This is a genomic window from Mesorhizobium huakuii (assembly GCF_014189455.1).
GTDB classification, from domain to species: Bacteria; Pseudomonadota; Alphaproteobacteria; order Rhizobiales; family Rhizobiaceae; genus Mesorhizobium; species Mesorhizobium huakuii_A.
Map to the genome: position 1 here is coordinate 188,188 of NZ_CP050297.1, position 20,738 is coordinate 208,925.

The following is a 20,738-nucleotide window of genomic DNA, read 5'->3' on the forward strand; positions in this document are numbered from 1 at the left end:
GCCAGGAACGTCCCTCCAGTCGGGCTACGCCCTCCCTCCGTGACGTCCCTGGCGACGCTCCCATCCTGATTGACGCTCCTTCCAGGTTGATTGCCGCGCCGTACCCGCGATAAGGCAAAAGTCGAAGTTTCGGTCCAAATTGCCCAGAGATGGGTGCTGGCGCGCCTTCGCAACCGCCGCTTCTTCAGCCTGGTTGAACTCAATCAGGCGATCGGTGAGCTGGTCGCCGATCTCAATGGGCGGATCATGCGGGCCTATGGCATGAGCCGGGCCGAACTGTTTGCCGCGGTGGACGCTCCGGCGCTGAGACCTCTGCCGGCCGAGCCTTATGCCTTCGCCCTATGGAAACGCTGTCGGGTGGCGCCCGACTATCATGTCGAAGTCGACGGCAACTGGTATTCGGTTCCCTATCGCCTGATCCGCGAGCTCGTCGATGTCCGCATCGCCGATCGCACTGTGGAAGCCTTCTACAAGGGTGAACGGGTTGCCAGCCATGCCAAGTCCCCGGGCCGGCGCAATCACACTACGCTTGCCGATCACATGCCCAGCGCTCATCGACGGCACGCCTCCTGGACGCCGACCCGGATCAGCTTCGTAGCGGAGAAAATAGGTCCGTCCACGGCAGCCCTGACCACGGCGATCATGATGGCCCGGCCTCATCCCGAGCAAGGGTTCCGCACTTGCCTGGGCATCTTCGCCCTGCAGAAAACCTACGGCGCTGCCCGTCTGGAAGCAGCCTGCCGGCGTGGAAACGCCATCCAGGCCCGCTCTGTTGGCTCCATTCGCTCCATCCTTAAGTCTGGCCTGGACCGCGCCTTCGCGGACCCGGAACCCGAGCCCAAACCCCTGCGCCACGGCAACATCCGTGGCCGCTCCTACTTCCACTGACCCTCATCATCAGGAGAGAAAAATGCTCGCACATCCTACTCATGAACGCCTCATCGCCCTTGGCCTGGCCGGCATGGCCAAAGCCTTCGAGGAACAGAGAAGCTCGCCCGATCTTGCGGCCCTAACCTTCGAGGAGCGCATCGGCATCATGGCGGACAGGGAAGCGGCGGAACGCGACACCAAGCGCATGACCGCGCGTCTCAAATTTGCCGCCCTGCGGCAGAATGCCTGCGTCGAAGATATCGATCTGCGCATCCCACGCGGCATCGACCGCGCCCTTCTAGCCAGGCTTGTCGCCGGCGACTGGATCTCTCGGCACAATAATTTGGCAATCACAGGCCCATGCGGCGTGGGAAAATCGTGGCTTGCCTGTGCCCTGGGCCACAAAGCGTGCCGGGACGGGCGCTCCGTCTCCTACCAGCGTGTCCCGCGCCTGTTCGAGGCAATGGCGCTGGCTCGCGGCGACGGTCGCCATGCCCGCATGCTCAAGTCTCTCGCTCGCGTCGAGCTACTGATATTGGACGACTGGGGCATCTCGGTGCTCACTCAAAGCCAGCGCATCGATCTGCTGGAGATGCTTGAAGACCGCAACGGGCGGGCCTCCACCATCGTAACAAGCCAAGTGCCCGTCGATCAGTGGCACGAAGTCATCGGCGACGATCCCACCCTTGCCGACGCCATCCTCGACCGCCTCGTTCACAATGCTCACCGCATCAACATGACCGGCGAAAGCTTGAGGAAAATAGCTGGCAAGCAGGCGCTTGACGCCGACTAAAAACCAGTGAACTCATAGCAACCGTCGGTCAGGCTTCTGCTGCCCACGATCGCGTGAAATCACTGCCCACGATCAGCGAAATGCGCACGCTATCTGCACCGCGCCATCGACAAGCACGGCAATCCGGTGGACTTCCTGCTCACCGCGAGGCGCGACCTCGACGCCGCCAAGCGCTTCTTCCGCAAGATGTTGAAGGATGAGCCTTTGCTCGCACCGGAAAGGATCGGCACGGATGGCGCCAATACGTTCCCATCAGCGATCAAAACGTCAGTCGATGATGGGCTCCTGTATCCAGACCCCGTACACTATGTCACCAAGCACCTCCAGCAAGGCATCGAGAGCGACCATTTCCGGGTGAAGAAAAACATGCCTAAGATCGGTGGCTTCCAATCCTTCAAAACGGCGCGGCGAACAATCGCGGGCTTCGAAGCGATGTTGTGGCTGCGGAAAGGCTTCGGCTTTTCCGGCGATTGGACCGTCAATGATCAAAACGATCTGCTCGCGCGCCTCTTCGGACTTCAAAAGGTTAATAAAGCGTGAAAAACACCGTGTTCGAAAGGGAATTGCGGCCCAAACCAATCTTTGCGACAAGCCCGATGAAAATAAACGTCCTGCCTTACCGGCTACCGCTGTTCAGTAGCGCTGCCGGTGATCATCAGGTGGGGGAGTTTCAAGTGACCATACCCGGGGGATTTTGACCGACCCACGGGGTCAAGCCCGCCAATCAGCAGGCCGTCTGACCTTCACACAACGCCATCATAGAGCCCGCCACGCGCACGCGCGTGTGCCAATCATGCGGCCTTCGTCGTATGCGTACCGTCAAGTGGACGTTGAATCAAAACAAAATGACGCCGTCACATCACAATCGATTTCATCGATCCCATGACGTGCTCAGCGCTCAGCTAGTGCTTGTTAAGAAGATCGGCTGCTGTCTCTCCGCGTCGCCGGGCATCGGCGGCGAGCCATACCTCCCCACCTGATACACGTCGCCATGGGTACGGAACGGCACAATGACATCAATGGCAGCCGACAGCATATCAAGGAGCGTGTGGTCTTCCACAGCCGCTCCTTGCGGACTGCTCTTGACGAGCGAAAAGAGCTTTTTGAAGCCTTGGACGGGGTCAGCACCATGAATAGTTGATATTGATCCCGCATGGCCGGAGACGACTTCGCTAAGGTAGGCCCAAGCGGCATCGTCGCGCATCTCGCCGAGCAATATTCGGTCAGGCCGCATGCGCAAGCTAGCTTGCAACAGTTGCTCTGCCGTCACCGCACCTAGGCCTGCTCGGTCTTTTGGATAGAGCAAACGCACATGGTTTTCGTGCGGGATAGCAAGTTCAAGCGTGTCCTCGATACTTATCAGCCTTTCCTGCGGCGGTATGGCGCTGATCAAAGTCTTACTCATCGTAGTTTTACCACTTCCAGTGGGTCCGCAAAGAAGCATCGTGAGCCGCCCCCTAACGCACTCACGTAAGAATTGCTCCAAGTCACCATGGTCGTAGTGCTGAAGAATCGTTTCGTCCTGCTGCGCTTGGCGCTCTTTTCGTGACCGCCATTGATTCCAACGCGAGTATTCGTAGCGAGTTGAAACTTCCTTGAGTTCAGTCACACGACTTGAAGGACGCCGTATCGTCAGGCTTACTGTTCCTGAGGGAACAGCGGGCGGCAAACAGACTTGTAGCCGCTCTCCATTCGGCAACTCAGTCGCACAGAGAGGGCTTTGCGGTCCGACATCTTGCTTGCGCAGCGCTCCCGCCAGGATCGCGATGTCCTCCAGATCGTCATAACCGAGCGGTAGCGAATGTTTCGTAAAGACGCCGGCCTGTCGGACAAAGGCTTCCCCAGGCCCATTGATAGCGACCTCTTCGGTCCCTGGCTCCTCAAGCCATTTCAGAACGGGGTCAAGAAGTAACCGCAGTTGAGGGTCAGCCTCCGATCGCATTGTTACCTCTCCGATGTTGGCGATGTTTGGGGGATGGCGCTACGACAGTCGCTCTAAGATCGTATACATCTGAGAAATCGAGGTCCCGGGCCACAAAGATGGATACAGCATCTCCCTGGTTTTTCTTCAAGGTTGGCGGAATGTTGACCGTTGCCCTAAGAGTCGTCTCGACGGCTTGCCCGCCATTGCTCTGGAAGCTGTCGATGCCTGTTCCTCCGCCTGAGCCGCCAGCGTATTGACCCGCCGCCTGAAACGCGCCTTGAATGACGCTCATGAGCATTGCTCCGCCAAAGCGTTGCCAGAAGTGATTATCCACCGTGCCAGGCATTCCGGAGCGGCCGAGCTCGTCAGCGCCCGGCGATGCTATCGAAACGAGGGCGTGGTCAGGTGTTTCGATGCGAGTCCATAGCACGAAGACACGCGCGTCCCCCTGTTGGAGACCACGCTGGATCTCGCCAATCACGGTCGTGCCGCGATCCAAAAGCACCACGTTGTTGGTGGCGCCGCGGACGTCTTTTGGTAAGACGCACTTCACATAGCCCGGCAGATTTGTGTCGATTGCTGTTTGCAAAATGCAAGGGATGATCGTTCCTTGAGTAATCACGAGATCAGGGTGCGGCAAAAGTGTAGCCCGGCTTGGCTCCTGAACATCCGCCTTCATTCGACTTGAAAGATCGCTCCCGATGGAAATCTCCTCCTCGGTCGCAGGAGCATCCTTACGCGCGTCGTCGCGCAAGTGACCGTTGTCGGGCTGTTGACTGCTGCCGCTGTAAGCAAAAATTGGTGTTTGCTCGGGCGGCGGATCAGCTGGTGTCAGTGGCGTCGGCGCTGGCGCAGGATCTGTCACTTGCGCCGTCTCTACGGGTGCCGGAGGTTCGGGAGCAACCTTAATTGGCGCGGGACGGAACGGCTCGGTATTCGGGAAAATTGGCGGTTTCGGCGGTGGTGGTTCGTCTTTTGTGCCCGGACGTCCCCCAAGCCAGATGAGCGATAGAGATGATATCAGAACAAGACCAGCGACGGCCAACTTCTGCAGTCCCGAAACGGGCCGGCGGGCCGGCTCGAAGATCAACGATCCGGACGCATCCACATCATGTCCCGATGGGCCTGTTTCCTTCATCGGCCCGATTCTTTCAAAACGCGCCACACGTCGGGTCTTACTGTGCCGGAACCCGGCGCTCGTCCCACAGGGTCGTATGCCCTGTTGAAAATGGATAATACGGTGTTGCCGTCTCTCAGACGCCATTCCCGAGCGACTGCGGATACTTCGACATAGTCCCCTTTGACTGCATAATTGGCGGCGGCTTCCTTGCCGTCGGGATTAATGATGTAGAGGGAGGGTATGCGGGAATTGCTTGGGAAGCCAAATACGGTGGTAAAGCCATTGTCGAAAACTTCCAGCGGCGCCAGCGATCGATCGCCCTTTGCGACATAGTGAAAATTGCTTTCGTCCGGACTGGCAGTTGCGGCTGGCCGATTCAACAAATCCTGAACTCTCTGCTCATGCAGCACTTTCGCTCGGGCCTGACCAAGAATCGAGCGCCTTTCTGCTTCCTTTCTCTGAGCAGCAGCCTCATCACCAGGATAGGTGAACTGCACACTGTAGTAGAGGTCAGGTTGCTGCTCATCGAGTTTTGGCATCGCTCTCGTTGAAATGCTGAAGACGTATCTCCGTGTACCGGACTCACTCTCGGCAAGCACGATGACCGGCTGGGGCGGGAGGATGCGGCTAGCCTTAAAAAGAGATAATTGGCGCGCGGGAGCGCAGCCAGGTCTTTGCTGTTGGAAACGGCTACGGCTGTGACGGTCTCGTTAGCCCCGAATGTAACAACCAGCGTTGCCCCCACTGCGGTTGATAGGCGCACCACTTCGTCGGGACGGTATGCCAAGTACCTCATTCGCGGATCAAGTTTGCCGGCAAGAGGCGTGTCTTCCGCGCACGCGTCCGTCGCTAAGAAAAGTGAACAGGCCAGCGCGAGAAACGCTCTAGTTGTCATGGCTGCACTTGCCCCAGGTTTGACACGCTATCTTCCGAGGCTTGATAGGAAGTGATGAGTAGACCTCCCGGATTGGTCAGCCTCGATTGGCCAGGCAGGCCTGTCAAGCGTTCGTAGCGGATGGTCGCTGTCCAACTGCTCACCACCGGCATCTGCCCGTCAATAATAAGCGTACGTTGGTAGCGGATCTGTTGAACGTCCGGACTGATGTCATTTGAGGAAATGTGCCCGACCTCGAGCTTGCCGCGCTTGCCGACTGTGACTTGCGGCGAGGTGGAATTCGGGTAATTGAAGAAATCTTGATATTCCTGTCGCACAGCCGGTGCGCTGAAACTGGATACCAGATCATAGGCGTATTGGGCTGTATCTGCTGTGTAGCTCTCGCGCAGGCGCACATATTCCCACAGCGAAGCGTTTATGACAGCCCGGTCTTGGGTTGCCGGCAGTCGAGAGACTGACACTTCGCTGTCAACGGTCCCGTCCGGCCGTACCCAAAGGAACACAGGCACGAGCTTGGCCAACGGGACCATGGCAGCGATCGTGAAGGCCTGCGCAACGTTTCCTAGGACCGCCGCGGCTGCAAAGGCTATGAGGGCCTTTGACAGGCGCCGCGCAGACTTCGCTCGTGAAGTTTGAAACGCTTCCACCTTCTTGTAGTGGGCGGCTAGCGTTTCTCTCTCCACCAGAAGGGCATGTTCGGGAAACTTCACTTGGGCTCTTCCGCACATTCGACCTGAAGATCCTCAGGGGTGGTTTCCCATTGTCCCACATTCAGTTGGAATGGCGCACCAGCGCAGGTCGCAAGCCCACTAGTTGTCTTGCACGCGGACAAAGCTAGGATTGATAAAATTAGGCAAAATTTCATGTTGGCACCGCGCTAGTCGATTGATTAAACACCCGCCGTTTTGGCAAAATGGCGAGTGAGGCTGCTAGGCGGTTGGTTCGCACCTGCCCAAGAGCCGCCGGCTATGCTGCTGGCGATCGTCGGAAGCGCGACGATCAGAGCGTCGCCAGCTAGGAAAAGCATGTCGAGTTCGTAAAGGCCGATGATCTTGGCTGCTGTCGTACCCGAGGTTTTGATCACCACAAGCATGACTGTCAGCGAGGCTGCTTCGGCAGCGATAACTATCGTTGCAACGATGTTGAGGAGGAGAAGCAGCAGCCCATACGAGAGCAGTTGGCCGATCCATTTGGTAGCTATGTCTCGAGTGTGATCAAAAAGGTAGCCTACAAGAACCAGGGGGCCGATCGCCAAGAGCACCTTCGTCAGAATTCCGACGGCATCATAGATCTCGAACGCTGTCCACAGCGCGCCGTAGAAAATCCATTGCGCTCCCTGGAAAGCAAGTAAGTCCTGGCCATTCATAGGCCCAATTTCGGATGCAATCACCTGAAGGGCATACTGAGTTGAAGCAAACATGATGTCGAGCTTCTGGGAGATACCGATGAAGGGCAAGTCGCTGCCACTGATCTGATGAGCGAGCCTTGGAATCGTGTCGTCGAAGACAGATTCAATGTACTGCTGGTAGTTGGCCTGCCCTAAGATAAGGGCAACGACAATCGATACCATGATTACGCGCGAGATACCCCCGCGCGCATCGACTTGACCACGCATGACCAGACAGCCTTGGATTATTATCCAAAGCGTGACACACGCAACCAGAGGCGCGCTGACCGCCTCTTGGATTTTTTCAAGCACTCTGTGCAGCCCCAACGTAAAGGCCTGATCAAAGATCGTGTGTATAGCCGTGAATGGCGCGGCAATTTTGAAAGTCATGGCGTGAGCCTGATTTGTTCCTGATCAGCGCAGCTGGACCGGATGAACTCAGCGTCGTTTACGGGAGGATGCCAAAGATGCTAGCGGTCTTCTGGTGTTCGCGACGCTGCATCGCGGCCTCCTCTGCGGCGCGAAGGCTCGCTTGTGCAGTGGCCATCGTCAGCAGGCTCGTGGCCTGGGCATTTTGGATAATCGCATCATGAATGTGCTTGAGAACCAGACCGTTGGTGACGGTGGCCTGCATAATATTTCGCGAGCGGGAAAGTTGGCCAAGAGTGCGGGCGTTCTCCTGAAGGCGCTTGTCCATCATAACCAGACTCTCAGCTGCAATACCTGCAGCATTGGCAGCGCCGGCGATCTGAGTCCGCAACTGTCCCGCCTCCAGGTCGGTGCCTATGACGCTACGATTTGGCTCCTGCGCAATCTGACGCGCTATATTCGAAGCTGGCGTCTGGCTGTCAAACATCTGCTTCTCTAGCTGATTGCTCGACGGGTAATGATTTCGTTGGTCAAGTGAGCCTAACAGTCCCACGACAGCGAATGACGACGTTAGCATATCCACCATGTTGATTGTGTTGGCGAGTGTCGCGCTTGCATTCTCAAGGATCGCTGCGGTGGAAACCGCGGTCGCGGTCGCTTGTGTTTCTGTTAGGGGGTCGCTGACGATAAACTGCGACCTGGCCTGTCCCTGAAGCAGAAGGGAAGCAGCAAGCGTCGTTGCTGCAAGCTTGGCAAATTTCATGAATTTTCCTCCGTCAGTCTTGAACTTCATGGTAACGGGCCATGAACTTGTCGAGCCACCCACCTGGGGCATCTCCGTACTGCTCACGCAGCTGGTCGGCAAAGCGCACGGTGTTGGCCCGCCCCGAGAGTACGGCTACATACTCGCGCATCTGCCCAAGATCGAATTCGCAAACAATACTCCCGCTATCGCGCTTGAGCAAAAATTTGCGGCTGCCGATTGCCATTCCCTGACGGATTGTCTCGAACTCCTGCGCAGTGCACTTCAAGCCATCGACATACGCGGATCGGTCGGCCGTCGGAGATGGGTAGAATATTTTCGTCATACATTGTGCAACGAGACTAGCTCCGAGAGGCGACTCCAGGACGTGCTCAGGCTGCTGCGTTGCGAGTATCAACATCCCGTTGTTTTTGCGGACGGTGAGCAAGAACTTGTCGATAACAGCCGAGAATTGGGGGTTGAGTAGGTAGAAGCGAAATTCGTCGCAGCTCATGACGAATCGACGGCCATCGACAACAGCGCCCACTCGATGCAGAAGATATGCGGCGGCCGGCGCACAGATCTCCTCATATTCCAGGAGCTGCGTCATGTCGAAGCCCGTAATGGAGGCATCCAGCCTTACTTCGTCCACATCGCCGTCAAAGGCCCATCCAAGAGCGTTCCCTCTACACCACCGCTGCAGCCGTGCTCCTGCGCCCTCGGAGGGGCTGTGCAGCAGGAATTCGCGTAGGCCTGCAAGTGAGCGCATGACGGGTTCGAACGATAGCTGACGAACAATGCCGCGTTCCAACCGACGGCTTTCCTCCGGCGAGATCGGACCACGGCCATCACTCTCGATCAGGGCCATCAACCACTCGCGCAGAAAGTCCAGCGAGGCGGAGGTGTTGTCCAGACCACGCAGAGGGGCCAAGCCACTCGGAGCGCCTCTGCGCAACGCAAGATATGTTCCTCCCGTGGCTCGCACTAGCAGTTCACCACCCCGGTCCTTGTCGAAGAAGACGATCGCACCATTGCGATCGACCAGGCTTTGCTCAAGCATGGCGAGGACAAAGGTCATCAGCGTCGTTTTACCTTTGCCAACAGGCCCGAATATTGCCGTCATGCCGACATCATTCTCGTGGGGGATGTAGTCGAAGGAAGTTCCACCGTTTGTGCGAAAGCGCGCAACAGCATTGCCCCAGTGGCCGGAACTGGAACCGCTTGGGAAATTCTCAAATGAGACGAGCCCGGCAAAATTGTACGAGGTGATGGCGCCGGGGCGCGTGCGCCACCTGTTGTTCCCCGGAAGTTGGGACCAGTACGCGGCCTCCATGCCGATACCCTCTTGGACGATCACGGCGCCCGTGTCGGCCAGCCGTGCGCGGGCATTTGCTGCGCGATCTCCAAGGCTATTGAGGCTGTCGGCGTAGACGCACAGGCTCAAATGATGCGAACCCATCACGAATTTGTTGCTTGCCAGTGCGTCCTCTGCCTCGGCAAGTTCATTGATCTGGGTCAGGGCCTTGTCGCCGGCACTCGTCATCTGGCTGGACTTAAGGCTAAGCTTCGCATGGGCCTGGGGGCGAGTGAGAAAGGAAAAGCTCTGGCTGAGGACAAGCGGGAAGTTGGCGGACAACAGGGAATTTAGCATGCCTGGCCGCGTCGTCGCCGGATATTCACGAAACGAAAACAATGATCCCACGGAGCTATCGCCGGGTCTTCGAATCTCAAGCGACCGCTTCCCGCAGATGACCTGGTCAGTGTAGATCGAGGCGCCAAGTGAACCGGTAACCATTGGAACCGGAAGAAATCGGCAAGTCATTATCAGCCGAAGCGCCTCACCAATTTCGGTGAAGAGCACGTTGCCTTTCTCACGAATACCCAACCGGCGCAGACCGTAACCGCCGAGTGCGCCAGCAATGATGTGCCAGAGGTCTTCTAGGCTTCGCATTTGGGTGGCTAGATCGTTGTCATTCCGTCTGGGGGACTTGGAAATCCGCAAGCCGATCTTGCTGATTGCGCTGCGAGGGAACACGATGACAGTGAGGAAGTGATCGTTGCGAAAGAGCTTTCCCGACAGCACATGTCGCTCGTAGGCTTCGCTCAGACTGCCAGCGAATGCACTTTGAAACTGGCGCGGCGCCGACGCTGGCACATCATTGTGTCGCACAAGATGAGCGTATATCGAGACATTGTCATCGGCGATGTTGCGCAGGAGAGTGTTGAACGCGCGGCAGCGCGCGTTGCGCATGTCAGCGTCTTCCAAATCAAAGGGCAGACCATTCACGTGTGCCATGGCCATGATCGATCCGTCTTCCAGAAGGACAACCTGATCGCTTATATGACCAACATACGGAAGATAGATCTCGCCAGATCTCTCAGTCCGGCCGCTAGCGCCAAACATTACACCATTCCTCTTCCGCGTTTCGGCACTCTGATCGGATTAGCGCTGACGCTCGCGCCACCCCAGAACGGCCCGTCCACGCTTCTGCCAGCCGTCTGCAAATAGAGTAGCGCGACGCTTGCGGCGTTATAATCACGCTCAACAACCAGCCGTGCTCCGAACCAGAGTGGCACGAGCATGATTTCGTAAAGTGGGTTCTGAAGGATAATGATAATGAGCCCAGCCAACATCATGAGCAATCCGGCCAGCGTCAGCGGCACACCCAGAAAGAGTGCAGGGCGTGTCGCTGCCACATAAAGGGTGCTTACCTCCAACCGGTCGCTCATCAGCCCGCGCCGATAAGCGCCTTGCCCAAGAAGCTGGCCCCGAACATGATGACGATCCCTCCAACGACACCGGCAACCAGGCCAAGTGAAGCACGACCGAACATCCAAGAGATACCGATGGCTACTAGTCCGAGCACGGCCAGTGATTGTCCGAAGGGGCCAAGTATGAACGTGCAGATATTCTCGACCATCTTGGCAGGATCCGTCCCCCCAGTTACCTGAGCTGCGGCTGGCGCGCTGGACAAGACCGTCCACGCCGCGCCTGCAGCAGCGGCCGGTATATATTCAGCCGCCATCCGCAGCATGGCACGAGGCGAAGGAACATGCCTTACAAGCATACGAAATGTCTGGAGTGTCTTCATCATTGGATCTCCACGCTCAATCGAATATGCGTTTATTTGGGTTTGAGGGTTCCCGCCCTTGCGCATCTTGGCTGCCTGGCGAAGCGGATGGATCTGCCCCTGAGCGGTTTCGCTGATAGGAGCCCCAGACGTCCCACGAATCTTGTGTGGGCTGCTTTTCATTGGTCTGTTGGCTCTGTTCGAGCAGAGGGGGCACCGTTTTCGGACCAGCTGTCTCAAGTTTTCGCATGCCTCGAGCAGCCGGCGCCAGCCTTCGGAGCATTGAGACATCCTTTGCGGCTGACTCGACCTTTCGCACATAACCGTTGGCGAAGCCGCGGGTGACGTCGCCGGTGTTGTAGGCCGAGATGGCACGGCGAAGCGCGAGTTGCTGTGCCACAGCAGTCATGCCGCCGGCATACCGGCTTTCAAGCAACTGGGCGGCAGCCGAAAGCGATGTGCAGGGCTGCAAGGCCTTTTCCGGCGTGAGATTGAGAATAGAAAAATTCTTGCTGTTTATCTGCATCAATCCAACGTCAACGGAATGGTGTGCTTCGAGGCGGTCCTTGACGCCACGCGTAGCTTGCAGATGATCTGTCCAGCGAAGCTGCTCACCTGTGGTATTGTCATGTGCCACAAGCGGATCAAAGCCACTTTCAATTGTGGCAATCGCGGCGAGCGTGGACGACGCAACCCAGGGAGCGCATGTGCGCGATAGGCGGTCGAACTCACGCAGGGAAAGGGGCGCAGGCTCGCCCGGGAGGGACATGGAGGTCAACAAGATAAGGGCCAGGGGCCAAGCCGCTATAAACATTCCTATGACCTACCTCTCTAAGCCGCCGCACGGTTTGGCCTGTCCGGCACGCCCTTATCCGGGAGGTTTGTTACTCGATGATGTTCAAGTGCAGCTTTTCGGTGTCAACTGAAACAAAGACATTTGTTCATGGAGAAAAGACGCTGGCGAGCTGGCGCAGCATGTTCATGCGAACTGATCACGGACTGGAGAAAGCAGCTTCTGGAAGGGCCGCAACCGTGTTTCGGCGCGGCGGAGAATCGGAGCGAGGTGGATATAAAGGCCGTCCATGCCAAGATCGGAGAGCTGACGCTGGCGAACCTGGTTTAGCTGTTTGGCCGTGCGCGCTAATGTAGATGAGTAGATCATAGATTGTCCCCATCGGCAGAAACACCGCACGCCATTGACGGAACCCGACCGCCCATCGCCGAGCATAATCATGAGGTTCGATTTGGCGCTGTCGAGTTTGAGGTGCTGCCCGTGACGTGACAGGCTCAAAGTGGAGGTCTCGCGTAAGCTGAGAAACGTTAGCTCGGACGGTAACCGTCCTCGGCCAAAACGAGATTCGACGCCGCCGGCCGTCTCGGAAAAACCCGGCTTGGCAGGAGACATACTATTTGGCACAAGGCCGCTGCAGCGAATCCCGTCGGTCCTCCCGCCGACGGCCTTTGAGGGAACCAATCAAAGCCGCGCTGCTCACCACGTCCGACGCCGACCCATGAGCCGGACGATGTCGAGATGATTGAGGTCCGAGCGCCAGCTAACGTGACGAGGAAGCAGACATATGGCAGGCAACTCGGCACCATGCCGTCGCACCCGAATAGTGTGAGCAGGCCTGCATCAAACTGACCAAAACGGAATCACGATCCGAAAAGGCGAAAAGACGTCACGATAGGTAATGCGCTTGAACCTGTAAGGGGGCACGGCTGAATGCACGCGGCCAATTCGGGATTGATGACAAGACCCAGCCAGCCAATTCTGGACGAGCAGGGCCGTCGTTCCTGGCCGCCAGCAGCGAGTGGGATCAGAGGCCGCTGTCCTGCATCAGTGCCCGAGAATTACTCGGCAACAGATTTAGGAAGGCAATTTCAAGATTGAAGGTGAGCCGTTGAAACATGTTCTTGTCATCGATGATGATGCCGCAATGCGGCGCCTCATCGCCAATTATCTCACGATGCATGCCTTGAAGGTAACCGCAGTTAACGATAGCAAGCAGTTTAACCAGGTTCTTTCACAGGACCCAGTCGATCTGGTGATTGTTGACCTCAACCTAGGCCGGGAGGATGGACTTGCGATCGTCCGCAATCTGGCGGCAAAATCGGACATTCCCATCATAGTGATCAGTGGCGACCGGCTTGATGAGGCGGAGAAAGTGGTTGCACTGGAGCTCGGCGCAACCGATTTCATTTGCAAACCTTTCGGGCTGCGCGAATTCTTGGCCCGCATTAGAGTAGCGCTACGCCAGCGCATTCCTAGTCCGCGAAAAAAAGATCAGCGCTTATTTCACTTTGGGACCTGGAAACTCAGCGTCAAGCAGCGGCGGCTGGTCTGTCAGGAGCGTGGCGAGGTCAAGCTTACCGCATGTGAGTTCAATCTCTTAATCGCGTTCCTGGAGAACCCACGCAACGTGTTATCCAGAGAACGGCTTTTGCTCGCGAGCCGTGTGCGTGGAGAAGAGGTCTATGATCGAAGTATCGATGTCCTGATCTTGCGCTTGCGCCGAAAGCTGGAGGCCGATGCGACCAATCCTCACTTGGTCAAAACATCCCGTGGTGCAGGGTACTTCTTCAATGCTGACGTAGATATTAGCTACGGAGGCACGTTGGCCGCTTGAAGGGGATCTATGCTGGATTTCCCGAGTACATCCGCCACCGTGACGACCGGAAGAAAAATTCGAGCTGATCGCAGGCCGCTCGCAGCCTGAAGACGGCGCTCCGCGCTACGTCGATTTTGTCCAGCTATGACCCCACTTAAACACCGCCTGTAAGAATATGTTATTATATCAGCACGTTAGGCGCGCGCCGGCGCGTGTTACCACTACATTTTGGGGATGATCTCAGGCGAGTTGTTCGTCGAGGTTGTGTGGCAGAGCGATGCCAGCTGCCTTGAAGACGTTGCCCACTTGGCCCGTAACGTAGGTTCTGGTGGTGACGATGCGACCATCCTTTTCGATGGTGGCTTCCTGGAGGCGGTCGAGATCGCGTAGAAGCGGCTGCCATTCGGGCGTCAGGCCTTTGGCCCGGCAGAGGCGGTACAGTTCCTTGCTGAGTACGAGCCCCAGGAACGAGCAGAACACATGCCCGCGGATGGCGGCATCGGATTGGTGGAAGATCGGCCGGGTATTGAAGGTTGCCTTGGCGGCGCGGAGCGGGGTCACCTTCGCGTTGGTCCGCACCACGGTGATGCCGTCGTAGCGGGCTTCCTCGGCAAGCTTGCCGACATCGATCTTGAAGTTCTTGCCGCTGGCCTTGAGGTAACGCCGGTAGGCCGAGTTGCCGACCAGTGCCTTGTCGCCCTTCTTGAGCTGTGCCTCGAGGCCGGCGATGATCGCCTGGCGGTCGGCCTTGTCCTTCTCGGCCTCGGCGTCATTGCGGCTGACAATATAGCGGTCTTTACCGACCTTGACCTCTTTGACCCACAACTGAGTTTCACCGCGCTGGCGCTCGAGAACGAGCGGAACCATCGGTGCCGCGTCATTGAGCACGACGTTGTGGATCACGCTGCTCGAGCGTTCGCGGCCCCCCCGAATGTATTCCATGCCCAGCTTTTCGAGCGCGGCGATGGTATCGGCGCTGATCATGCCGCGATCGGCGACAACGCAGGCGCGTGTGACGCCGAAGCGCGTTCGCAGCCGATCGACCACCGGCAACAGGACGGTCACGTCAGCGGTGTTGCCGGGCACCATCTCGGTGCAGATCGGCCGGCCCTCGGCATCAACGACCAGCGCCAGGATCATTTGCGCCAGATCGGGGCGGAAGTCCTTGGAATGCCCGCGCTTGCCCAGGAGCTATGGCTGAAACTGGGTGATGACGGTTTGAGAAGGGCGGCGTATCGAGGCGGGTGATGAAGCCTGCCAGAACCTCTCAAGGAGAGCGATACGCCATGAACGAGACTATCAACATTGTTCGCCTTCGTCAGCCCGACGAAATCGATGATCCCCTGACGGATGTGCTTCGCACCGGCGCGCGCAAATTGCTGGCGCAGGCGATCGAGATGGAGGCCGAAGCGTTTCTTGCCGAGATGCGGGATCTCAAGCTTCCGGACGGACGTGACCGGCTGGTCCGGCACGGTCACGGGCCGGAGCGGAGCATCCAGACGGGGATCGGGGCGGTGCCCGTCAGCCGGGTGAAGGTCCGGGATCGCGGCGCGAACGGTGAAGCGGAGCGCATCCGTTTTTCCTCATCGATCCTGCCGAAATGGGCGCGTCGGACACGAAGTCTGGATGCGCTTCTTCCCGTTCTCTATCTGCGCGGCATTTCGACGGGCGACTTTCAGGAAGCTCTGGCAGCTCTGTTGGGCAAGGAGGCGCCGAACCTCTCACCCTCGGTGATCACGCGACTGACGGCGGAGTGGGGCATCGAATACGATCGTTGGCAAAAGCGCGATCTTTCGGCGCGCCGCTATGTGTATGTGTGGGCGGACGGGGTCTACCTGCAGGCCCGGATGGAAGATCATGCCGAATGCATGCTGGTCCTGATCGGCGCCACGCCCGAGGGCAAGAAAGAGCTGCTCGGCTTCCAGACCGGCATTCGTGAGAGCGCACAGAGCTGGCGCGAGCTGCTGGTCGACGTCAAGCGTCGTGGCCTGCAGATCGCGCCCGATCTTGCCGTCGGCGACGGCGCGCTTGGCTTCTGGAAAGCGCTCGATGAGCTCCTTCCCGGCACCAAGCACCAGCGATGCTGGGTGCACAAGACAGCCAACGTGCTCAACAAGGTGCCGAAATCGGTGCAGGCCGCCATGAAGACGGACTTGCGCGAAATCTTTTCCGCCCCGAACCGAGCCTCAGCCGAGACGGCGATTGCCGTCTTTGTCGAGAAATATGATGCGAAATACGGCAAGGCGGTCGACTGCCTGACCAAAGATCAGAATGCCTTGCTGGCGTTCTACGATTTCCCCGCCGAACATTGGGATCATCTGCGAACGTCCAATCCCATCGAGAGCGTCTTTGCGACCGTTCGCCATCGCACGGTGCGTACCAAGGGCTCACTCTCCTCGAAAACCGCCAGGCTGATGGTCTTCAAGCTGGTCATGGCCGCGGCCAGGACGTGGCGACGACTGAAAGGACAAAATCAGTTGCCTAAACTCATCGCAGGTGCAACGTTCCAGGATGGAATCGAGGTCATTGAACTGAAGCCGCAGAGCGCCGCTTGATCAGCCTCGTCACCCAAATTGCAGCATAGCTCCTTGCCCAGCGTCTCGCCGCCCGCGCCGTAGAAGGACAACGAGGTGGTGTCCATGAACACAAGGCTGAGGTCGGTGAACAGGTCCTGCCGGCGCGCGAAGAGCTTTTCCTCGATCGCGTCTTTCACGCAGCGCGCCACCAGCGCGCCTTGCGCCTTTTCGCCGAGTTCCTCGCCCAGCCAGGCCATTGCCCGGTAAAAGTGATGGAGCGCCAGACCCTCGGCGCCCTCGATACCATAATCGGCCATCCAGTTCGCGCAGTCGCGGTCCGAGCCCGAGACGAACAGCCGATGCAACGTGCCAATGAACACCGCCCGTTCCACCGCAAAGCCGAACTGGCGCCCTTCCAGCACCTCTTCCAGCACCTCGCCGATCCCGAGCCGCTGCCACAGCCGCCCGAACAACAGCGGACCGCCGATGCGGCGAGAGGCAATTCGCCCCGCGTCAATGTCGGACAGGATGAGGCTGCGTTCGCCATGGCGCGCAATCGAGGCCGCCAATCTGTCAAGTTCGCCGCTGGCAACCAGCGCATCCTTGCGGCCCAGCGCCTTTATCGTGCGCTGGCGAACGGTTTTGCCGTCGCGGACACTTTCCACGAGGTAAAGATAGCGGTGGCCGCGCGCGACTCTCTCAACGACAAACATGCCAGCGTTGTTAGCGAATAAATGCCATCAAATCCATACAACATACGGCTAGCAGATCAAATGTTGTTACCACACATTTTCGCGCCGAAAACTCAAGGCGAGTGAATTCAATAGCTTAACGGACAGCGTTCGCCATCCGTTCACCTCCAACTGTTCAAGTCGGGTATGATCGCAAGCTGCAACGGCGCATTCTGGGGATGTCCCGGTCATTGTTGAAATTCTGAAGGGGCGGCGTTGCTCGCCTCGAGCCTGTAGGCTCGGGGTGTCGATTCCACTGAGGAGAGCAACGCCATGAAAAGGAATATCGGCACCGTAAACTTAACGCTGTGAAGACAAGATCTGGGAGTGAGGCTTTGGTTCATTCGGCGTGAAGGCGCGCGATTTGGCGCCATGCTTGCATGGCAGTTGCTCGCAGTTCTCGATGGTGGGTGGATGGAATATCGTGGCGGGGAACGTTAAAGAGGTTGGCGATCGGGTCGTGGACGGAAACGAAACGCTGAAGATATCGCGCTGACTTGAAGCGCTTCATGACCCTCTCCCGCCGTCGGACGGGTTGATGAGAGTTCTCCGCCCGATTGTTCAGGCCCTTGTGCGAGCGATGCTCGACGCCTGGCATGATCTCCCGCTTCGCCGCACCGTAGGATCGAAGCTTGTCGGTGATCATCACACGCGGCGAACGGCCTTGCCCTTTCAGAAGCTTTCGCATCAAGCGCTTTGCCGCCTTGGCATTGCGACGGCTTTGCACCAACACGTCGAGAACAAACCCGTCCTGATCAACGGCGCGCCAAAGCCAGTGTTTCTTTCCACCGATGGTGATGACAACCTCATCGAGATGCCATTTGTCGCCGAGCTTGCCGGCCGATCGCTTCCGGATATCATTGGCAAAGTGTCTGCCAAATTTCTCAGCCCAAAGTCGCACGGTCTGGTGAGAGACGATGACGCCACGAGCTGCCAGCATATCCTCGACCATCCGCAGGCTGAGCGGAAACCGGAAATAGAGCCAAACGGCATGGGCAATCACCTGCGCCGGAAATCGGTGGCGACGATAAAGAGGATCACGGGAAAATCTGGTCATGCCGCCAGATCCCACATTTTGATCGATGCCCGGTTAACGTTACGGTGCCCGTCGGCGGCATTATCCCATCATCATCGTACGAATCGCATGGCCCATTGTCCTGAATGAGACCGGCTCGGGCAGACACAGGACGAACGTCTGATTATCAGATGGGATCGGCATGGGATCGGTGCCACCAATGACGATGATAGGCACCGTCATGAGGGTGGGGCACACTGTTTCGGCCTGTCCTCGCCCCAGGAAAGACGATTTATCGAAAATTAGGAGCTCGGCTGCCTTCCCACTCTCGATCCACTCGCAAAGACTTTCGAAGGTCGCGAAGCCAATCGGCTTATAACCCAGCGCGGCGATCCTGTCCTTGTAAATCTCCAACGCTGCTGGATCGGGCTCCACGACTGCAATGATTTCTCCGTTGCCGAGTGAACCATCGTATGGGCCGAAAGCGAGATCAGCTCTGACTGGCTCCTCCGCAGAGGCCGGTAAGTAGAGATCGAAGCGTGTACCTCGGCCAACAGCCGAGGTGACGTCAAGGCATCCTGCGAGCGCCCTCACATGGCGGTCCACTGCTGCAAGACCCAGTCCAGTCCCGCCGACGCGAGAGCGCGTGGTAAAAAAGGGCTCGAAGATATGCGGTAGTACAGAACTTGCGATTCCTTGGCCATCGTCGCTGAGGGAGAGGAGAACGTAATCTCCCGGAGTCAAGGTGCCCTGAGCCAGGGGCCTCGTTCGACAGATGTGAGCGCGAGAAACGCTAACCTCGACACGACCCTCATTCAAGAGAGCCTCCGACGCGTTCTTGCACAGATTCATAAGGATCTGCTGAATCTCGCTTGGGCTGCCCTCGATCACCGTTTGCCACTCGTTGATCTTGAAGTTCAACTGAACATCTGCACGAACTGTAACCCGCAACAATGGCGCGAGATCCATTACAATCTCGGAGACATCGAAAGGCATCGTCACGCACTGCCGATTACGACTTAATAACAAAATCTGTTCAATGATCAGCTTGGCTCGGTTGCCGGCCAAGATGATTTGGTCGATGTGGCCCCGAGTTCTCGAGGGACGACGCACAAGACTTTTGGCTATCTCTGCGTAGCCCATTATAGCTCCTAAAATATTATTGAACTCATGTGCAACGCCGCTTGCGATTGTGCCGACAGCCCTCAGCCTTTCCGCATGCTCAAGCCTACTCTCAAGAAGGTTGCGTTCCGTCTGTATATGTTGCATTTCAAGATGATTGCTTAAACGCACAGTAGTGTCGGCCAGAACCCGGAGCTCGTCTGCGGATGGTACTGAGCGGTCTCTTTCAAAGACAACGATACAAACCGCGATCTGCTGATCGGAGACCCTGCAACCAACAATTTGACAAGAACCGGAAGTGCCGACCGCAGTCCGGACCACTTCCAGCGCGGGAACGACGCGGAAGACTGGCTGTCCTGCGTGGACAAGTGAGACGACCTCATCGATTAACATGGCGCCCCAGACGACGCTCATGCGCGGATTGGCCACAAAGCACTCGGAAATCCTGCTGATACTCGGATCCACCAGAGCAAGCGCGCATTGATCCGCACCGAAAACGCGCTGAACGAGTCTAAGCGCTGCTTCGGTGGAGAAGCGGCGCGAGGCCTTCGTTGCTTGACGGCCTTTGAAGCAAGCGTCGATCTCACTCATTACCGCGCCAAGCTCCAACCGCCTTTCCAACCGGTTCGTCCGCACATTCAGCCTGGAGGCTCGAAGGGTCGCAAACAGGCAAAGGCATATGGACAGCGAGCCAAAGAAAAGTCGTGTACGCTGCGCTTGCGCGCTGGCCAAGCTGTAGTCTTTTAGATGTTCGCGCTCCAGTTCGGCGGCCTTGGCGAACGTGTCAGAGGATGCGATCCGATTGGCACCGCGGTCCACTCTCGACAACGCGGACAGGATAGCGCGGCCCTTGCGGACAACATCCTCGGTGGCTTGGTCCTGGCTCGGAGGAAGTCGGCTGAGAGACTGATCGATCTGTGATGCGAGGCTGAATCCTGGTCTGGCCGAAAACTGAAGGATCAAATTGGAAAGTTCAAGCCTGTTCGACGGTGTCCCCTCAAGGCGATTGACCGAAAGAGCAAATCGTACGAGAGAGCTTTGTATAAGCTCATTTTGCGCCGCCGCGGCCGAGATGGCAGACTTTGTGATCTCGACGGACTGCTTGAGCTGTGCAAGCAAACTGGGGTCCCCTCTGGAGCTCTCATCGGGCGAAATCTCGACAAGGCGTTGCAAGTCTTCAACGTTCCTTTGCAATGCCTGTACCGTAGAAACAACGGAGCCGAAGTCCAATGCCATGCCGGTTCGAGCGCGGGCGACATCGCGCTGGAGCAATGCAGAGTTGATCTGAATCGTTCGCAGTTCTCTTAGGACCGCCTCGTTGATCTGGGGGTCCTGCCTCAGCATCGCGGCCAAGAGCCCAAACAAGGCTGCCAGGATGATTACAAAAACCGTTTGATCCGCGGTCCGCTTCTTCCGAAGGTCCGATATGAATTCTACCTCCTCATTGCTTTGGTGTGGGGCCGGATGCTGCTGGAACAAGAAAACCACGTTTATCTCTTGAGAGCATTCGCCAATCGGCGAAGTGCAAACGTGTATGTTTGGACCGTTCTCTCGCTATATTTTTGCTGAGCCGC

At 57.6% G+C, this 20,738-nt stretch carries 15 protein-coding genes and 6 pseudogenes; 5 read left to right on the forward strand and 16 right to left on the reverse strand.

Going from position 1 to position 20,738, the window contains the following annotated elements:
• Positions 1–93: 93 nt before the first annotated feature.
• The 3 genes and pseudogenes from HB778_RS35595 to HB778_RS35605 all read left to right on the forward strand — a co-directional run.
• A pseudogene (locus HB778_RS35595) lies at positions 94–888 on the forward strand (Mu transposase domain-containing protein); the annotation flags it as partial.
• Between the two features lie 22 nt (positions 889–910).
• Positions 911–1,663 (forward strand): IS21-like element helper ATPase IstB, encoded by a 753-nt coding sequence (gene istB, locus HB778_RS35600; protein WP_183465354.1) that lies wholly within the window; start codon positions 911–913, stop codon positions 1,661–1,663.
• A gap of 87 nt (positions 1,664–1,750) precedes the next feature.
• A pseudogene (locus HB778_RS35605) lies at positions 1,751–2,203 on the forward strand (transposase); the annotation flags it as partial.
• Between the two features lie 362 nt (positions 2,204–2,565).
• Here the strand turns inward: HB778_RS35605 and virB11 are convergent.
• The 12 genes and pseudogenes from virB11 to HB778_RS35665 form a co-directional block, all read right to left on the reverse strand.
• Positions 2,566–3,605, reverse strand: a pseudogene (gene virB11, locus HB778_RS35610) (P-type DNA transfer ATPase VirB11).
• Positions 3,589–4,725: a type IV secretion system protein VirB10 gene (gene virB10 / locus HB778_RS35615; protein ID WP_183465355.1), complete on the reverse strand. Its 1,137-nt coding sequence runs from the start codon at positions 4,723–4,725 to the stop codon at positions 3,589–3,591. The pseudogene virB11 and the gene virB10 overlap by 17 nt, the downstream one beginning before the upstream one ends.
• Positions 4,722–5,602 (reverse strand): annotated as a pseudogene (locus HB778_RS35620) (TrbG/VirB9 family P-type conjugative transfer protein). The gene virB10 and the pseudogene HB778_RS35620 overlap by 4 nt, the downstream one beginning before the upstream one ends.
• Complete coding sequence (locus tag HB778_RS35625; RefSeq protein ID WP_183465356.1) at positions 5,599–6,312, reverse strand: type IV secretion system protein VirB8; 714 nt, start codon at positions 6,310–6,312, stop codon at positions 5,599–5,601. The pseudogene HB778_RS35620 and the gene HB778_RS35625 overlap by 4 nt, the downstream one beginning before the upstream one ends.
• Complete coding sequence (locus tag HB778_RS35630; protein WP_183465357.1) at positions 6,309–6,467, reverse strand: type IV secretion system lipoprotein VirB7; 159 nt, start codon at positions 6,465–6,467, stop codon at positions 6,309–6,311. Before HB778_RS35630 ends, HB778_RS35625 begins: the two co-directional genes overlap by 4 nt.
• A 24-nt stretch (positions 6,468–6,491) precedes the next feature.
• Entirely contained in the window at positions 6,492–7,379 is an 888-nt protein-coding gene (locus HB778_RS35635) for a type IV secretion system protein (RefSeq protein ID WP_183465358.1), read from the reverse strand.
• A 58-nt stretch (positions 7,380–7,437) separates the two neighbouring features.
• Complete coding sequence (locus tag HB778_RS35640; protein WP_183465359.1) at positions 7,438–8,121, reverse strand: type IV secretion system protein VirB5; 684 nt, start codon at positions 8,119–8,121, stop codon at positions 7,438–7,440.
• Between the two features lie 13 nt (positions 8,122–8,134).
• Positions 8,135–10,504 (reverse strand): VirB4 family type IV secretion/conjugal transfer ATPase, encoded by a 2,370-nt coding sequence (locus HB778_RS35645; protein WP_183465360.1) that lies wholly within the window; start codon positions 10,502–10,504, stop codon positions 8,135–8,137.
• Positions 10,504–10,830, reverse strand: a complete 327-nt coding sequence (locus HB778_RS35650) for a type IV secretion system protein VirB3 (RefSeq protein ID WP_183465361.1) — start codon at positions 10,828–10,830, stop codon at positions 10,504–10,506. Before HB778_RS35650 ends, HB778_RS35645 begins: the two co-directional genes overlap by 1 nt.
• The gene (gene virB2, locus HB778_RS35655; RefSeq protein WP_183465500.1) at positions 10,830–11,192 is read right to left on the reverse strand and encodes a pilin major subunit VirB2; all 363 of its coding nucleotides are present in this window, start codon (positions 11,190–11,192) and stop codon (positions 10,830–10,832) included. Before virB2 ends, HB778_RS35650 begins: the two co-directional genes overlap by 1 nt.
• A 16-nt stretch (positions 11,193–11,208) precedes the next feature.
• On the reverse strand, positions 11,209–11,985 hold the full coding sequence (locus tag HB778_RS35660; RefSeq protein WP_183465362.1) for a type IV secretion system lytic transglycosylase VirB1: 777 nt from the start codon (positions 11,983–11,985) through the stop codon (positions 11,209–11,211).
• A gap of 165 nt (positions 11,986–12,150) precedes the next feature.
• On the reverse strand, positions 12,151–12,576 hold the full coding sequence (locus HB778_RS35665; protein WP_183465363.1) for a hypothetical protein: 426 nt from the start codon (positions 12,574–12,576) through the stop codon (positions 12,151–12,153).
• A 496-nt stretch (positions 12,577–13,072) separates the two neighbouring features.
• Here HB778_RS35665 and HB778_RS35670 point away from each other — a divergent pair, with 496 nt between their 5' ends.
• A complete protein-coding gene (locus tag HB778_RS35670) occupies positions 13,073–13,798 on the forward strand; it encodes a response regulator (protein ID WP_183465364.1) in 726 nt (241 codons plus the stop codon).
• 222 nt (positions 13,799–14,020) lie between these two features.
• On the opposite strand, the pseudogene HB778_RS35675 reads toward HB778_RS35670, so the two are convergent.
• Positions 14,021–14,968: pseudogene (locus HB778_RS35675) on the reverse strand (IS1634 family transposase); the annotation flags it as partial.
• A 98-nt stretch (positions 14,969–15,066) separates the two neighbouring features.
• On the opposite strand from HB778_RS35675, the gene HB778_RS35680 reads away from it, so the two are divergent.
• Positions 15,067–16,335, forward strand: a complete 1,269-nt coding sequence (locus HB778_RS35680) for an IS256 family transposase (protein WP_183457400.1) — start codon at positions 15,067–15,069, stop codon at positions 16,333–16,335.
• A 32-nt stretch (positions 16,336–16,367) separates the two neighbouring features.
• Here the strand turns inward: HB778_RS35680 and HB778_RS35685 are convergent.
• The 3 genes and pseudogenes from HB778_RS35685 to HB778_RS35695 all read right to left on the reverse strand — a co-directional run.
• Positions 16,368–17,009: pseudogene (locus tag HB778_RS35685) on the reverse strand (IS1634 family transposase); the annotation flags it as partial.
• A gap of 358 nt (positions 17,010–17,367) precedes the next feature.
• Positions 17,368–18,084 carry an IS6 family transposase gene (locus HB778_RS35690; protein ID WP_183465365.1) on the reverse strand — a complete coding sequence of 239 codons (717 nt, stop codon included), beginning with the start codon at positions 18,082–18,084 and terminating at the stop codon, positions 17,368–17,370.
• 60 nt (positions 18,085–18,144) lie between these two features.
• Positions 18,145–20,652, reverse strand: a complete 2,508-nt coding sequence (locus tag HB778_RS35695; RefSeq protein ID WP_183465366.1) for a two-component system VirA-like sensor kinase — start codon at positions 20,650–20,652, stop codon at positions 18,145–18,147.
• Between the last annotated feature and the right edge of the window lie 86 nt (positions 20,653–20,738).